Annotated in this window: 13 protein-coding genes and 1 pseudogene; 5 read left to right on the plus strand and 9 right to left on the minus strand. The window is 47.3% G+C overall.

Annotated elements, in window-relative coordinates; genetic code table 11:
• Positions 1-137 precede the first annotated feature (137 nt).
• The 8 genes and pseudogenes from Q0991_RS14605 to Q0991_RS14640 all read right to left on the minus strand — a co-directional run.
• A complete protein-coding gene (locus tag Q0991_RS14605; protein ID WP_299489503.1) occupies positions 138-491 on the minus strand; it encodes a DUF1257 domain-containing protein in 354 nt (117 codons plus the stop codon).
• Between the two features lie 126 nt (positions 492-617).
• Positions 618-2,123, minus strand: coding sequence for an AAA family ATPase (locus Q0991_RS14610; protein ID WP_299489504.1), 1,506 nt, complete (start codon positions 2,121-2,123; stop codon positions 618-620).
• Positions 2,124-2,211: 88 nt separating this feature from the next.
• Positions 2,212-2,538 (minus strand): hypothetical protein, encoded by a 327-nt coding sequence (locus Q0991_RS14615; RefSeq protein WP_299489505.1) that lies wholly within the window; start codon positions 2,536-2,538, stop codon positions 2,212-2,214.
• Between the two features lie 112 nt (positions 2,539-2,650).
• Positions 2,651-3,355, minus strand: coding sequence for a 5'/3'-nucleotidase SurE (surE, locus tag Q0991_RS14620; RefSeq protein ID WP_299489506.1), 705 nt, complete (start codon positions 3,353-3,355; stop codon positions 2,651-2,653).
• Positions 3,356-3,439: 84 nt separating this feature from the next.
• A complete protein-coding gene (locus Q0991_RS14625) occupies positions 3,440-4,339 on the minus strand; it encodes a sensor domain-containing diguanylate cyclase (RefSeq protein ID WP_299489507.1) in 900 nt (299 codons plus the stop codon).
• 287 nt (positions 4,340-4,626) lie between these two features.
• Complete coding sequence (gene ggt, locus Q0991_RS14630; protein ID WP_299489508.1) at positions 4,627-6,297, minus strand: gamma-glutamyltransferase; 1,671 nt, start codon at positions 6,295-6,297, stop codon at positions 4,627-4,629.
• A gap of 192 nt (positions 6,298-6,489) precedes the next feature.
• Positions 6,490-8,382: an NACHT domain-containing protein gene (locus Q0991_RS14635; protein ID WP_299489515.1), complete on the minus strand. Its 1,893-nt coding sequence runs from the start codon at positions 8,380-8,382 to the stop codon at positions 6,490-6,492.
• Between the two features lie 315 nt (positions 8,383-8,697).
• Positions 8,698-9,111 (minus strand): annotated as a pseudogene (locus Q0991_RS14640) (NACHT domain-containing protein); the annotation flags it as partial.
• Between the two features lie 414 nt (positions 9,112-9,525).
• Between Q0991_RS14640 and Q0991_RS14645 the strand changes: the two are divergent.
• Positions 9,526-10,191 carry a sigma-70 family RNA polymerase sigma factor gene (locus Q0991_RS14645; protein ID WP_299489509.1) on the plus strand — a complete coding sequence of 222 codons (666 nt, stop codon included), beginning with the start codon at positions 9,526-9,528 and terminating at the stop codon, positions 10,189-10,191.
• Between the two features lie 59 nt (positions 10,192-10,250).
• On the opposite strand, the gene Q0991_RS14650 is transcribed toward Q0991_RS14645, so the two are convergent.
• The gene (locus Q0991_RS14650; RefSeq protein ID WP_299489510.1) at positions 10,251-12,632 is read right to left on the minus strand and encodes a CHASE2 domain-containing protein; all 2,382 of its coding nucleotides are present in this window, start codon (positions 12,630-12,632) and stop codon (positions 10,251-10,253) included.
• Between the two features lie 230 nt (positions 12,633-12,862).
• Here Q0991_RS14650 and Q0991_RS14655 point away from each other — a divergent pair, with 230 nt between their 5' ends.
• The 4 genes from Q0991_RS14655 to Q0991_RS14670 all read left to right on the plus strand — a co-directional run.
• Positions 12,863-13,045: a hypothetical protein gene (locus Q0991_RS14655; RefSeq protein ID WP_299489511.1), complete on the plus strand. Its 183-nt coding sequence runs from the start codon at positions 12,863-12,865 to the stop codon at positions 13,043-13,045.
• 13 nt (positions 13,046-13,058) lie between these two features.
• On the plus strand, positions 13,059-13,259 hold the full coding sequence (locus Q0991_RS14660) for a hypothetical protein (RefSeq protein ID WP_299489512.1): 201 nt from the start codon (positions 13,059-13,061) through the stop codon (positions 13,257-13,259).
• Between the two features lie 125 nt (positions 13,260-13,384).
• Positions 13,385-14,179, plus strand: a complete 795-nt coding sequence (locus Q0991_RS14665) for a DUF928 domain-containing protein (RefSeq protein WP_299489513.1) — start codon at positions 13,385-13,387, stop codon at positions 14,177-14,179.
• Positions 14,180-14,231: 52 nt separating this feature from the next.
• A partial coding sequence (locus Q0991_RS14670) for a filamentous hemagglutinin N-terminal domain-containing protein (protein WP_299489514.1) occupies positions 14,232-15,745 on the plus strand: 1,514 nt, incomplete at its 3' end.

Here is a 15,745-nt window from a genome sequence, read left to right on the forward strand (position 1 = left end):
AGAAATATATTAAGTCTGATGGCTCGATACAGTTCACTCGATTGGCAAGGGGTTACGAATGTTAAACATTCTGTTGGCGATAAAAAAAGCTGACCGTTGGGCCAGCTTTTAGGGTTTTTTGGGAACGCGCAGAGAAATTAGCGATGGAGCACCAACTTGACATTGGCATTCTGAAGTTCAGGTCGCTTAATTTCCGCAAGGGTTTTATTGACGGCGTACTTTTGATTAATCGAGTTAATAAGTTCTGTCTGATTATGCTTTTTGGCAACGCCCCATAGATCAGCAATCAAATCAAAGGATCCGTCAGTATTATGGGACCAGCCCAAATCATATTCACCGTCTAAGACGGCAACGATGTCTGCCCGAACACGCTGGCCGTTGTAGCCCCGCACATCAGCATTGGTTTTTACTTCAATACCGAGATCCTTCAAAGAAGACTTAAGAATTTCGGCTTCCGTGATCTTGGTGCGAAGCGTACTAAAGTGTGACATTGGATGTTCCTCCAGGAATTGAGATAACAACGTTTGGTTTGGATAAACCGCAACGCTGACAGAATTGCGGTTGGGTGAACTAGCGTATAGCTAGTGGTTCCTCCTGCTGGGAACAGGAGAAAGCTTTTAGAACTCAAGTCGCTGGTATTCTGCGACTGAGGCTGCTGCAGGGCGGGCTCTTTGGCGGGCCCAATCTCGTAAGGCCATCACCTGCTCCGTCATTGTTTTGGAGAGGGGCAAGGTGGAGCGACTGGCAGCAATAATATCGAGTTGAGTGAATTCACGGTTTTGAGCAAAGGCCTCATACATGGCTGCAATGACCACTTGCTCAATTTCAGCCCCCGAAAACCCATCACAAACATTTGCCAACTCAGCGAGATTAAACCGAGATACGTCCCGGCGGCGCTGGGAGAGATGGATCTCGAAGATTTGTTGGCGCTCTTGCTGATTTGGCAGATCGACAAAGAAAATTTCATCAAACCGACCTTTGCGAAGAAACTCACCCGGCAGGCGCTCAACCCGGTTAGCAGTCGCCATAACAAAGACAGGCGAGGTTTTTTCCTGCATCCAGGTCAGGAAGGAGCCAAAAATTCGGCTAGAGGTTCCACCATCCGAATCAGCTGACCCAGCTCCACCGGCAAAGGCTTTATCCATCTCATCAATAAATAGAATCGCCGGGGAAATAGATTCAGCGGTTTTTAGGGCGCTTCGCAGGTTAGCTTCCGAACGCCCGACCATGGAGCCATCATAGACTCGTCCCATATCTAGACGAAGCAGCGGCAGTCCCCATAATCGCGAGGTGGTTTTAGCAATCAGGGATTTTCCGCATCCGGGTACCCCTAAAATCAACATCCCTTTAGGTTGGGGTAAACCATATTCTCGCGCCCGTTCGGTAAAGGCTTCTGAGCGTTGGGTTAGCCAATGCTTGAGTTCTTCTAAACCCCCCACCGAGTCAATGGTTTGATCACATTCGATATATTCCAAAATGCCGTTGCGACGAATCAACTGCTTTTTGTCCGACAGCACAATATCAACTTCTGCTTCGGTGAGCTGACCAGCGGTGACTTTGGCTTTGCGATAGACTTTCTCGACCTCGTCCTTCGTCAATCCTAGGGCTGCTTTTAACAATTTTTCGCGGGCTTGAGTGGTCAGGGGACGTCCTGACAGCGACAATTGCTGATCGAGAACTTCCCTGAGTTCGGCTAAGTCTGGGAGGGGATAGTCAAGGACCACCATTTCTTTTTCTAGTTCCAGGGGAACCTGATGCACTGGAGACATCAGAATGATGGTTTTGTGCGTATTCTTAAAGCTTGCAATCGCATCTCGCAACCACCGCAAGACTTCCGTATTTTCCAGAAACGGATGCAAATCCTTAAAGATAAAGATGGCGTTTTCACGTTCCCCAATCGCGGACTGAATCGCCATTTGCGGGGAAACGGTGCTGTGCTGCGTCGAGCCACGGGGTTGACCATATTCAACCGTTCCGCGAGTGACCGTCCAAACGAATACCTTCCGTTCTGGCTGCATCTGTGCAATCGTGGCAATTGCCTGCTCTGCCCGCTCTTCCTCAGGGGTAACGAGGTAGATCAAAGGATATTGAGCTTGGATAAGAATGCTTAGCTCTTCTTTCATGACCTTTGTTTCCCAACATTGGGCATTGATTACAGAGGATGCATGAAGTTGGACAGACAGCTAAAACCACGACCCAAGGGTCAAAAGGTTAGACACTCGCTCCCACAAGTTCTTCAGCTGCAGGTTGAACCTTCAGTCCATCATCACTTAACATTGCAGGCTGCTCTTTCAGCGAAATCATCTCACCCGAACGCAAGACCATGGTAGTGGTGCATTCGGGGCAGGCATAAACCCGATGAGTAGACCCATCAGCAGATGCTTGAGTTTGCTCAACCACCTCAGGATGACCCAGGTAAAAATCAATGGCCCGCTCAGCGATAGCTGACATGGGTTCTGAATCCACTGCTGCTCGGATTTTGAGCTGACGATGGAGGTCGGGTGGCAGGTAAAGAGTAACCTTCTGTTTATCTTGCATATGACTTAGTAAATGGGTACCCGGGTATAGCATACAGCTTAATGATCGGACACATTGCTGTCAAGCTGTCAAACCATTTTGACGTCAATCTCTTTACATAAATACATAATGCTCACAACTGAATCTGGGTAACCGCAATGTTTCCCTGAAAACAGGTGTCGACATCACTCCCTGGTTCGCGATCGCGGTGATGATAATCGCCTCTGTACACGAGTCCTGCCTCTTCCTGGCGGTAGGAAATCGGGAGCGGTTTCTTAGACAAAGGACATTGAACAATCGCTGGATCGGGGGCTTCTGGCGGGAGATGGGGCAAGTTCACATTCCAAAACCCTTGGGGGGGGAGGGGCTGGGCCCAGAGATATTTGATAACCTGCTGGGCCCAGCGGGTTGAACGAGACCAATCGACGGGGTAGTCCCGACGATGATATTGGGAAATGGCGATTCCTGGAATGTGGTGTAACGCAGCTTCGCGGACCGCTGCAACGGTTCCTGATACATAAATATCCGATCCCAAATTCCCGCCAGCATTGATACCGGAGAGGACCCATGTGAGAGAGGGGCATAGATGTTGTAATGCCACCCGCACACAATCAACGGGGGTCCCACCAATTCCATAGCTGGCAAGGATCATCGTTCCCTGCGGATCGGGATTAGACCGCTTTTCAAGGGTGATCGGTCCTGAGGTGGTCACTTGATGCCCGCAACCCGAATGATGAGTTTGGGGCGCAATAATCAGAGCGGGTTGGTCAATCGCCTGGGTTAAGGCTGCAAGACCTGGCGCATCAATGCCATCATCATTGGTAATAATCCCAGTCATGGCAGAAGGGTCAGCATTGTAGGTTGGCTGGCTTTATGGGTGGGCCAGGTTTCAATTTTCCAGGGTAGAGCCCCAGGGTAAGCGTTATAGTTGGGCATAATGGGTTGAACAATTTCGGCCTGATTGTTTGGAATGATACAGAGCTTGGTCTGCTTCATCAATCAGTTCTTTTGCCGTTTTATAGGTCGCGTCTGGTTCGGCAGCGTCTTGATCCGCGATCGCCGTGGCAATACCAATACTAATCGTCAGGTCTTGGATGGGCCAGCCATAGTTGTCCACCGCCTGTCTTAACGACTCGGCGACCTTGGCGGAGCCTTCTTGGTCACTATCTGGAAGGCAAACAATAAATTCTTCGCCGCCATAGCGACCCGCCAAATCACTTCTGCGCAGATTGGTTTTGAGAACGCCTGCGATTAGGACCAGCGCTTGGTCACCTGCCGAATGACCGTAGGAATCATTGAAGGTTTTGAAGTAATCTACATCGAGCAGCAGGATGGATAGAGGGCGTTGGGTGCGAGTTGCAAAAGACTGATATTGCTGGAGTTGAGTTAGAAATCCTCTACGGTTCATCAACTCGGTTAATGAGTCTGTATACGCAAGTTCAGTCAGTCGAAAATTCTCTTGGAGAATGCCTTCTTGAAAGCGTTTGAGGGCTTCACTCTCTCTGGCAATGCCAAAAATCGATTCGGTGTTGGGCTCAAAGCTAAAAGACCAAGTTAAGTAAGTTTGATTGCCATCCGCTTTACAATGCAGGGTTTCAAAATTGGGGTTCGTCTGATGGATAGAGGATTGGAGGATCTGCTGGGTTTGCGGTACCCATTCAGCATGGACAAAATCGAGGAATGATCGCCCCTGAATGCGGTGGTCATCCCAGCCAAATAGCCGAGTAAAGGCAGGGTTTACCCATTGAATTGTGTAATTGGACTTCAATACACAAACGATCTCTGGGCAAATATTGAAGAGCTGGTCCAGATTGGGTTCCAAAATAAATCGTCAGGGTAGAGGGACTGGTTGTTCTGCAACGTTGCCGATGTCAATAGTCCAGACAATAATCGCTTGATCGACTCAGTTTCAAAGATAAGCCATACATTCTCAGGAATTAAATAATGTGAGCGATTGCATCACAAATTTCGAGGGGTGATGGATTCTATTCTGACTTAAGATACCCAAAAAACATCCGAAAAATTTGGCTGGTTCCTAACAGCATTTCAATATACTGAGAAGAAAAATTAAGCTATATATCCCTCCCTTTTATTCCCGTGCCGGTGTCCTTAATAGCCTAATGCGGTCCCTTCGCCGCGGGGGTCAGCAGCGCCTTGGAGTTCATCACTGGGGGTAATCTCAATCAAGTTGGCATTGCCCCATTGCGATCGCATCTGAATTTGATGGCCTCGTTGACGCAAGGCTTCCACTGTGGGTTTTGGGAATTTCACCCGTTCTTCCATTCGCAACGGCAATGGTCGCCATTGATGGTGGACTTTAGGAGCATTAATCGCTGAAGCCACATCTTGTTCAAAGACCAAGACATTCATCACTAACTGCAAAACGGTGGTGATGATGGTGCTTCCCCCGGCAGCACCGACCACCAGTCTTAGCTTTCCAGCTTCAGTAACGATGGTGGGGGTCATGCTGGAAAGGGGCTTTTTGGCTGGTGCGATCGCATTTTGGGTATTGCCCACTAACCCAAAGGCATTGGGGACCCCCGGTGCCGTCGCGAAATCATCCATCTCATTATTGAGCACGATTCCTGTCCCAGGGACAACGACCCCCGCTCCAAACCCTAAATTAAGGGTAAACGTCAGGCTGACGGCATTGAGATCGCGATCCACTACATTTAAGTGACTTGTATCATTCGACTCATATTGGAGCCACCTCAAGGTTCGGGCATCCATTGCCCTGATCTGCTCCGCCGGACGAGCTTGATTTGGGTTAATCTCTCGAATGCGACGCTGTGCATATTGAGGGCTGATCAGTTCCTTAACTGGAACCTCGACGAAATCAGCGTCTCCAAGATATTCAGCGCGATCCGCATAGGCAATTTTCATTGCTTCGATTAAGGAATGTAGGTAATCAGGAGGGTCTGGGGTGGAAGGGAATGGCTGCCCAAGCGTAAGTAAGTTTAAGATCTGGAGCAGATGAACGCCCCCGGAAGAGGGGGGCGGCATGGAGCAGACTTGCATTTGCCTAAACTCACCACACAAGGGATCTCGCCAAGTGGGGGTGTAGGTTTTTAAGTCTAAAAGGGAGACTAGACCATTGTTCTTCTGCATATCTTTAGCAATGGCTAGAGCGATAGAGCCTGAATAAAAAGCCTGAGGATCTGCAGCAAGTCGTCGTAGGGTTTTTGCTAAGTCTGTTTGAATCAGGCGACTGCCAACCGCCAGCGGTTGACCTGAAGGGAGAAAAATCCTGCGAGCAGCTGGGTTCGCTGCTAGTGCCTTTTGACGAAGGGTGATGATACGGTGGGTGCGATCGCTCATCTCAAATCCCTCTGCTGCCAGCTGAATGGCAGGTTCCAACAACGTTTGCCAAGGTAATCGGCCATATTTTTGATGAACGGCTTGCAAACCCGCAACCGTCCCAGGGACTGCCACAGCGCGATGGCCATCAATACTGGCTCGGGGAATCACCTCACCTGCCGCATCTAGATAGAGTTTGGAGTTTGCCTTCAGTGGAGCTCGTTCGCGAAAATCCAGGGCAACAATTTGATTGGTTTCTCCAATCCGTAGCAGTAAAAATCCTCCTCCCCCAATCCCTGCCGAAAAAGGCTCCACAACTGAAATGGCCATTGCTGTTGCCACGGCTGCATCCACAGCGTTTCCACCTTGCTTCAGAATCTCTAATCCAACTCTGGTTGCATCGGGATGGGCAGAGGTAACAACGCCCGTTCGTCCCTGGGCGAATGGCGGGGCTGCCAAACAAGGCCCCATAAATGCGCCCATTGCCAAGTAAACACTTGAGCAAGTCGCAGCCCAAAACTTTAATAGCACCATAGATGAATGTTGATGACCGAGCGAGGGGAATCGTGAAACACAATACTGTGAGTAGCCTATCGCGAAATAATGATGGGTTCACTGAACATCACGATGGTGAAGCCAAACATTCATTGATGATGAACTGACGTGTAATAGGAATTAATCAGCAACTAATATTCTGGATTCAATGTCATCCCATAGGGATGGGGAGTAGGACAAGGCAGACTTTTTGCAGTAAATCGTAACAATGATGGACTTGAGGTAAAGATTAAATAGATTCAGATCGTCTAACGGAAAGTCTACTATGTCAGAATTAAAATTAATTGCATCAAGCCAAATCTGCTGAGAGCGCATTGCAAACGCTTTATCCTGCTCAAAAGGTGCCGACTCACTTGGAATCTCTTTTTTAACAGATTCCAGATTTTTCATATATTGATTGAAATCAGCATTATTGAAAATTTTAATCTCCTTAAGCCTTTTGGCATTAATGATTGAAATCTTGACGGCATGCTTAAAGGCATGGGCGCGAGTGCTCTCAATACCACAGTGCAAAAAACCATCCGTCTTCCTAATTCGATCTAAAACTAAGGTTAGCAGTCGCTTATCCGTCAGCGCACTGGTTAGTTCACACGCTAAGTCATAGGTCAGATAGAGTGTTTTTTTATGGATGGAATCCTCAGGATTGGAGAAGCGAGTAATTGGGGCTAGGGGATGAACCCGAGGAAACAAAAGCCCAATGGCCGCTGCTCTTTTGGCCGCTGGCTTGAACTGGCCCGCTGTATCTTGTGTCATTTGCACAGCACATCGAAGCAGATTTTGGAGTGCTGGAGATTTTTCAAGATAGCTTCGGGCCTGTCTCTCCATGAGTTGTAATAATTCATCTGCCTTGCTCATCCCTGATAAAAGCATAAAAATCTCTTGCCAGCGATCATCCGTAAGATACTGGTCAATTAATTCCTGCAAGAAGGACTCATCTTGCTTCGATTGATTAAAGATATATTGAGTTGCTAGATATTCTTGTATTGTTAGGTGTGAAAAAGAGTAAATCCCCTCAACTCGCTCAACCAATAGCCCATGTTGTAATTCAATCGACTTCAAGACTTTCTTGCCGTCAATGAACGCAACATCTGGCAACATCCTTCCCAGTAAATCTTCAAGCTGATGAGAAAGTGCCCGCTTTGAAATAAATAATTCATCGTTTTTAAAGGCATCAAAGGCAATTTCCGACAAAATTAGTTCTTTTTGTCTGGTTGCTAGGCCTTTATAGATTCCTTCTCTGGGAACATCCTTCTCAGCGTCCCATTCCTCTAATAAAACCCAAAGAGATTTCTCATATAAAGTTGCTCGATGTTTTGGGAGATTCCCTTCTCTCCGAAAAACAAGACACAACATCGTTAGGAGTAGAGGAGTTCGAGTCAGCTCTTTTGCAGCAGCATTACTACTACTGTTCAGTTGTTCCCAACAGATGTGGCCTTGCTGAGGATTGCTGTGAAACCACTTCTCAATATATTGCCGAATTTGATGATCATCGAACTCAGCGATAACAACATCTGTAAAGTTGCGCAGATTATATCGATAAGCAGCCGGTCTACAGGTAATAATAAAGCGATTACGATGAAAACGATTGGCAAAATCTTGAATTTTAGAGATTGCTTCACTCATTTGCTCTATAGGGACCTCATCAAGCCCATCCAGCAATATCAGCAAATCCCCTTGTGTCAGGGCTTGTTGCAGAAATTTATGAGTTTTAAAAGAACCACAAATCTCAAATTCATCAATAATTGCAGATTCAAGATCAACTTCTGAAAAACTAAATTTTTTGAGTTCAATAAATACTGGAATACAATTATGCTCATAATACCCTTCATGGCTTTCTTTTAATGCCTCCAAGCCAATTTTCCGCAAAAATGTAGATTTACCCGTGCCTGGGCCTCCTAATACCATCAAGTATTGAAAGGAATTAGCTATTTCTATGCCAGACTGGCGTTTGGTATGTTTTTCTTCTAGTAAAAAAACCTTTCGCTGCCGATAATTCTCTTCCAGCCAATCCATTGAATCTGAACTGAGAACGGAATCCTCATTCAGAAGATGCATCTTGGTGTAAAGCGAATCTAGTTGGGCTGGCTCCCGCATCCCCAATACCTTTAAGATGCCGTGGCGTTCAGAGTAGCGCCTTAAATACGCTGCCGTCGAGAAAATCTGTGACTGACATTTGTTGATTTCAGAACTGTAATAAGGTGAGGAATGCTGACCCCTCCGCACTACATTGGTATCCTTAGTCCGATCCTGAATTGAGGCAACCGGCTGATTCACATCATAGACAGGATCGGTCAGTTTAGATTTAGAGGGTCTTAGACGTTCCCACTCATGATCAAATTTTTCTAGGTTATCTAATTGTTGATAACGATCAAACCAAAGTTTGATTGTAAAGTTCCACTTATTCGATCCTCTGGGCTGACAGCGATTGTCTGTAAATATATTTAAATATTTTTCTAATAATTTAAGAGAAGTCTTGATGTGATTGCTACTGAGCTGCCCCTCGTATGGATCAGAACGGGTTAACGCCGCTAAGGCATGGACTGTCGTCTCTACCACCAACTGATGGTCTGTCTGCCAATTCACCCTAATTTGAGATCGCAACTGGTCACTAATGACCAATTCATCATTGGCATAGGCAAGTAATGCTTCTAGCAAACGCTTGGTTCGCTGTCTTGGCACCGGGCCATAGGTCAGCTGATTTCTGCCTTTTGCATGATCGGGGAATTTACCTGAGTCATACATCGGTAGGTCTGGAATTAATTAGGGAATGTACATAGTATATGAAACCTGCTAATCCAAACATACACCGCAAGGTAAAAGGCATAAAAATGTGCTTTCTATAAAGTTAGCAAGAACTGATAGGTTCGTTATCTACTGTCAACTCTCAAAGTCTCTATTCTTGTGGCTCCTGGAGTTCGGATAAGGGAGTTGCTTATCGTTACTATCACTAAGTTATCTATATAACATCAGCGCTAGAAAGCACATCATTATGGAGATTAACCGAGCTCGGAATTAAAAAGTCCCAGAATAAAATTACCTAAGAGACCTCTAAGCGCATCTGTCTAATTATGAACCACAACAAATCTTTACTGGTTGTTATTTAGCGAAAAGTTAATGTTCCCCAACCTTGTTATTCAGTTAACAGTAGAGATGATTATGAATATCACAGATCGAGATTTACCCTCAATTGATGCAGAGATTCTTCCTTTATTAACGGAAGCTTGTAAATATCCTCCCGGCAACTTTAAACGGAAGCAATGCTTAACGAAGATGATCAGAATTATCCAACAGTCCAATAGACTGTGGCACGAGCATACACCGTACTATGAAGATGCCTTGCAACAAACTTGGCTTTACTTTTGTCAAAATATCTGTGAAGCGGGGACAGGTGAAAAATATGACCCTAGCCGCAGTAGCGTTATCACCTGGTTAAATCGGTATTTAAAATGGCGGCTGCAAGACTTTCGGATTAAAAACAGCCAACATCTTGCGAAATATTATTCCTCTGCTTCACAGAAAAGTTCCCATAAACCTCACGATACCTTGGCTAATGTAGCAGCGCCTCCTGACATTCCACCCATTTTGGAAACCACACAACATTGGATTGAGACTGACCCGTCGGGAGATTTGCGAAAACAACATATCCATAATCGTCCTGAGGTGAATTGTCAGATGTTGTTGTTAAAGCGATTGTTTTCACAGACCCAATGGGCACAGATTTCATCGGAATTTGACTTACCTGTCTCCACATTGAGCAGTTTTTACCAACGACAATGCATTCCAACTCTACGGAGTTTCGGTGAGTTAAACGGTTTTTTCTAGCAATCCGATTTCAAAAACAGAATTTATCTTATTTGCTCGTATTAAATAAGTTATTCTCTTTATTCCTGAACTATTCGGGCAATGGCGCTGGTGATGCGAGTATATTGATAGTCCTCTGCCAGCTCAATTAAGTGTTGGGAGGCTGATTCATATTCGGACGGAATTTCGGATAAAAGCTGGATGACCCGTTTGCCCTTGAGTCTGAGGGCAGCATGGTAGAGTGCATCTAACCAGTGGGGGGGCATGGAGCTGAGCGCTTGATCGATGACCTCTGGAGGAATGACTGCTGAGGGGAGTTCTTCGAGTTCAGCCCTATTTTTCGGCGGTTGGGGGGAGAGAACTGTTGCCTCCACTGCAGTATGGTGTGCGCGAGGGTTTTGGTCGGTATCTGCGATGATCACTGGAGCCGTGAATGTAAAGGTGGTGCCATGTCCCACTTGGCTAGAGACGATTATGTCTCCACCCATCAGTTGAGCGAATTGTTGACTGATAGGTAACCCTAGCCCTGTACCAGCTTTCGATTTTTCGCCACTTTCAGTTTGTTCAAAGGGAACAAACAATTTATAGAGTTCGGAAGCGGCAATTCCCTCGCCCGTATCTTCGATCTCAAACTGTAACGTTAAGCCCTTTGCTGTGGGGAGGCGATTGATGCGTAGGGAAATCTGTCCGGTAGGGGTAAATTTAAGCGCATTACTCAATAGATTGATCAAGACTTGTCGGAGTTTCTGGGCATCGCCGACGAGGTATGGGGGCAGCTCAGAGGCCATTTCCACCCGAAAAGCTAATCCTTTTTGCTCGGCTCGGAGTCTAAAGATACCTTCAACCGTTTCGATTAAGGTGCTGAGCTTAAAGGGGACTTCGTGGAGTTCTTGTTTGCCTGATTCCAGCTTGGCTAGGGATAAAATATCGTTGATCAGCCCCAATAAATGCTCGCCAGATTGGTTAATCAACCGATTTCGTTTGTGGTTGGCTTCTGAAAGGGTACTGTCCTGGGCCATCATTTGGCTAAACCCCAGAATTGCGTTGAGAGGGGTCCGCAATTCATGACTCATTTTGGCCAGAAATTTTCCTTTGGCGCGACTGGCCATTTCTGCCGCTTCTTTCGCTTGGCTGAGTTCTAGGTTAGATTGTTGCAGCTCAGAGGTCCGTTGGGCCACCTGAATCTCTAGATCGGTTTTGGCCTGTTCCAGGATGCGTAGGGTTTGTTGCTGAGCTTCAACTTTGGTTTGGATGAGTCGGTCGTATTGGTAGAAGGCATCAAGTCCCAAGCTAATCAGCAGGAAGCTGGCTAGGGTAGGAACCACAGGGAGCCACCATCCCCAGATAAGGGCTTGGTAGCTGATGCCAATAGCAAGGAAAGTGCAGAGTGCGATCGCAAGTATCGTATACCGAGGTGAACGAATATAGGCGGCAACAACCATGCCCACCCATCCCCCAAAGATAATGCAAAGGGTTTCTAACCAATCAGGCCAAGCGTTAATGAGGGGCCGGTTGTCCAGGGTGGCACTCAGCATTTGGCTGACGGCGTGGGCATGGAGTTCAATGCCATAAACCCAGTTTTCTATCGGGTCGATGATAGAGGGAACAGCAGCGGGCGAATAATCCTGGAAACTAGACGTGGTGATGCCGATAATGACAATCCGGTTTTTGACTAAATCCGGCGAGAGTTCACCGGAGAAGATTTCCTTTAAGGAAATAGAGTCAAAGGCTTGGGGGCCATTGCGGAAATTTAGCAACGTTTGGATATCCCCATTCCCAGTATTGGTGCGGATATAGCCGCCAAAGTTCGGACGAAGTTGAGGGATTTCCGCTGACCTAAATCGCATGGTTCTCGGATCTTGAATGCCATTGTCTAGCTGAATATCTAACGCTGCGAGGTAAGTTTCAGCCAACTGTAAGGCTAGGGAAAATCGGAAGTTGTTCTGGGTGCGGGTTCCCAGGAGAACACGACGTTGGCGACCGTCCAGATCAATGGGGGCATCCGCGAATCCAACCCGCTCCATTGGTAAGCTAGGGGGTGGATTAACTCTATTGGAAAGGACTTTATCAATACCGAAAAGATTGTCCATCGTCCGAAAAACGTTAGCCAGGTCTGCCGATCCGGGCTCTATGGGTAAATCGCGGAATAGATCAAGGCCAATCGCGCGAGGCTGGTGTTCTTGCAGGATATTTAGCAATTTGGCTAAGTCCTGATCGGGGATGGGATAGCGGCCAATGGCACGAATACTGTCCTCGTCAATTTTGACCAGCAAAATACGTTGGTCTGGTGGCTCCGCAGCTCGATGTTTGAGATAGAAATCTAAAGCTTGCCATTCCGACCATTGAAACACGCCTGCCCATCGTCCTCCCAGGATTAAACCCAAAATCAATACGCTGGGTAGCGCCACCAGTTTGAGCGGGGCTAATGGTTGGCGAAGTTTATGCCAAATCTTAGATTTCAATACCGATTCCTTTGCCTGATGAGATGCCCATAGCCAGGGTGATGTGAGTGAATATATCCCCCCTCTCTAAGCACAGAATTTGTGGTTTTATCTGTGCTGAAGATCGACCTGAACTTTCTTGACATGAAGACCTGAACAAATGCTGAATTTTCCTGATGATAACGGGATTTTTTCTGCTAGCAGGCTCCATTAATGTAATTTCATCAACCGAATTGCGGGGGAGATCGACTATGTCTTACGACTTTAGATATACCAAACGAACCAACGAAATAGAGCCGTTCTGGCAAACAATGATGGCGACCCTGAAGGAGGGATTTAAGGAATGGGTCCGTCGAGAAATTATTGATTTTGACCCCTATGACGATGAAGGGGAACTCATTGATTTCCCTGAAGAACTGAGATCGGATAAATAAGTGAGGTATTACTATGTTTTTAGAGGAAACTCGCCACTATATCCGTTCCTCTGCCCTGGCACAACTATCACGGGTATCCTTAGAGCCCTGGCAGGAGGTCGCTTTGGAATGGACCGATCAGGATTTAGCCGTCATTGCTGATCGAGATCAACGGTCTGCTCAGTGGCTCACGGAGCAGATGGCGATCGCGTTTTGTACCGTCAGTGCGAAGTGAGGTATGCACAAATGGTTAATGCTCATTTCCGGTCAAATTTGAAGAGACCTTCCTTCTCCAAGCACATCAGGTCTAAGTCCCATCCCTTCACTTGCTGCTTCAGCATAGGGGTGCTCCTGGTATCAATGTTGGCCTTTCCCTGGCCTGCTGGGGCCAGGCGCTATAAACCCCCAACGGGTAACCCACCAGATGGTTCGTTTGGATCGAATGGTTCGAGGGGGTGCGACCTGAACAAAGATCGTCCTCAATTAGAACAGATGCAGGGGAAAGAGGAAACACGGCCCTCTCAAGTCGCTCGAACGAAGAGTGTCCCGATCACTCTTTTAGCCCCCCTAAGCCATGTGGGACGAACCAGTGCTTTGACACCTACGTTGGCTTGGTTTGTGTCGGCCTCTCAACCCTATCGCGTCAAGGTTTCCATCTTTACCTTTGATGCGGATCAAAGCTCTACCCTGTTGCATGAATTGGAATATGTGGAGACGAATTCAGGATTGGTGCACTATACCTTGCCTGAAGATAAGTCGAATCTTCAGACGGGGCAACGGTATTTTGTGGAGTTGAGTGTGGCTTGCGATCCCACCAGCGCTCGGTATAACCAGACGTTTATTGCTGAGATTGATGTTGAAGCGCCATCCCCTGCGCTAACACAAGCAATCTCTCAAGCCCGGACGCCGAGCCAAAAAGCGCAGCACTATGCAGAAGCGGGCTATTGGTTTGACACGGTGAGGGAGCTGTTATCGGCGGCGACGGAGATACAGTCATATGCCCTCCTTCGATTCCGATTAAAAGAACTGGCCGGAGCTGAGAAAAACCCCGAGCATCGCCAAGGGCTGCTTCAAATTGCAGAGACCCTTGATGATGCGAGTCTTAAGGCCTCTGACCCGTCCGAGAATTTAGATCGTTCATCTGCTACCCCTTGAATTGAAAGTTGTGTTCCCTCGCCTTTAGTAAACTTTCACTAGTCATGACGATATGAATAGGATTGGGTGCGATCACATCCTTAAACAACCTGGGTTAAGGCCAGCCGTTGCTTCTCTAATGGGAGTAATTTTAAGTCCACTGCTCCCCTCAAAACTAGCACTAGCTCAACTTATTGCCCCCGACAACACCTTGGGACCAGAACAGTCCGTGGTTGCACCTGGAGCAACGGCGAACGATTTTGTGATTAATGGCGGAGCACAGCGCAATACAGCCCTGTTTCATAGTTTTGAACGATTTGGAATCAATCCCAATCAAACGGTATTTTTTAGTAACCCGGCTGCTGTTGAGAATATTTTTGCGCGGGTTACAGGAGGGACAGCTTCCAACATTAATGGTCTGTTGGGGGTGGATGGTCCTGCAAATCTATTTTTCGTCAATCCCAGCGGTATTCTGTTTGGTCCCAATGCTCGGCTAGATGTGGCTGGGGCATTTGTGGCTACCACAGCGGATCAATTTCTGCTCCCCAACGGTAATTCCTTTAATGCAGCCAATCCAAACGCTCCTCCCTTGCTGACGGTTTCGGTCCCTTTAGGAGTCCAATTTGGAGCGAATCCCCAACCGATGACGGTCAATGGCTCAAGGTTGGAGACTGCCGTAGGGGCACCCCTAGCTCTACTGGGAGGGGAGGTGACTCTGGAAGGTGCCGAGCTATTGGCACCCGGTGGACGCGTTGGTCTAGGTGGGCTGTCGCAATCCGGTACTATCTTCTTTGATCTGGAAGCTGCAACATCTGAAAATTTCTTGACTATTCCAGTCTTGGGACGATCCAATCTGTTTCTGAATAACTCAACGGTTGATGCTGTGCATGAGGGGGGAGGCGATATTGTTTTGCAAGCACAGACTATTTCACTCATCCAAACAGACCTTTTTGTCGGATTGAACGACAATGTCATCGACTTGGATGCCCAGGGGGGAGACATTCTATTGAGTGGGACTGGGGATATTCAACTCACAGAGAGTACGGTCAGGAGTGATGCTTCTTCTGAAGGACTAAGTGGGGATATTCAAATAAATGCCCGCCATCTGATGCTTGCGAATGGCTCCGTTGTTGATGCGGGAACCTTTGGTGCAGGGAGTAGTGGCGATATTTTTATCAATACGACGGAGTCAGTAACGCTTCAAGGGACCTTGAATGGTCAGCCCAGCCGAATTGTTACCCAACTACAGAATCCCGGGGAGTTCGATGGTGGCAATATCGAACTGATAACTGGACAGCTCACCATACGGGATGGGGGGCAGATTTCGGCCTCAACCACGCCTGGGTCAGAAGGGAATGCAGGGAATGTCTTGATTGAGGCCAATCGAAGTATTTTCGTTACTGGCTCATCGCCAGTCCCCAGTGGAATCTTTACTCGCTCTTTGGGCAATGGCGATGCAGGCAATGTGGAGATTCTCTCCCCGACGATAACCATGAGTAATGGGGCTCAAATTTCTATGAGTAGTTCGGCGGGGGCAGCGGGACGTTTATTTATCGATGCCAATACGGCTGTTCTCGATAATGCGGC

The sequence above is a fragment of the Acaryochloris sp. IP29b_bin.137 genome, from assembly GCF_028285745.1.
In the GTDB taxonomy this organism is placed as follows: domain Bacteria; phylum Cyanobacteriota; class Cyanobacteriia; order Thermosynechococcales; family Thermosynechococcaceae; genus Acaryochloris.

Bases quoted from the DNA above. Each gene is read 5' to 3' on its own strand.
- Q0991_RS14665 (WP_299489513.1), top strand. From the start codon at position 13,385: ATGTTGGCCTTTCCCTGGCCTGCTGGGGCCAGGCGCTATAAACCCCCA.
- Q0991_RS14610 (WP_299489504.1), bottom strand. From the start codon at position 2,123: ATGAAAGAAGAGCTAAGCATTCTTATCCAAGCTCAATATCCTTTGATC.
- Q0991_RS14605 (WP_299489503.1), bottom strand. From the start codon at position 491: ATGTCACACTTTAGTACGCTTCGCACCAAGATCACGGAAGCCGAAATT.
- Q0991_RS14635 (WP_299489515.1), bottom strand. From the start codon at position 8,382: ATGGATTGGCTGGAAGAGAATTATCGGCAGCGAAAGGTTTTTTTACTA.
- Q0991_RS14655 (WP_299489511.1), top strand. From the start codon at position 12,863: ATGTCTTACGACTTTAGATATACCAAACGAACCAACGAAATAGAGCCG.
- Q0991_RS14615 (WP_299489505.1), bottom strand. From the start codon at position 2,538: ATGCAAGATAAACAGAAGGTTACTCTTTACCTGCCACCCGACCTCCAT.
- surE (WP_299489506.1), bottom strand. From the start codon at position 3,355: ATGACTGGGATTATTACCAATGATGATGGCATTGATGCGCCAGGTCTT.
- ggt (WP_299489508.1), bottom strand. From the start codon at position 6,297: ATGGGCGCATTTATGGGGCCTTGTTTGGCAGCCCCGCCATTCGCCCAG.
- Q0991_RS14645 (WP_299489509.1), top strand. From the start codon at position 9,526: ATGAATATCACAGATCGAGATTTACCCTCAATTGATGCAGAGATTCTT.
- Q0991_RS14660 (WP_299489512.1), top strand. From the start codon at position 13,059: ATGTTTTTAGAGGAAACTCGCCACTATATCCGTTCCTCTGCCCTGGCA.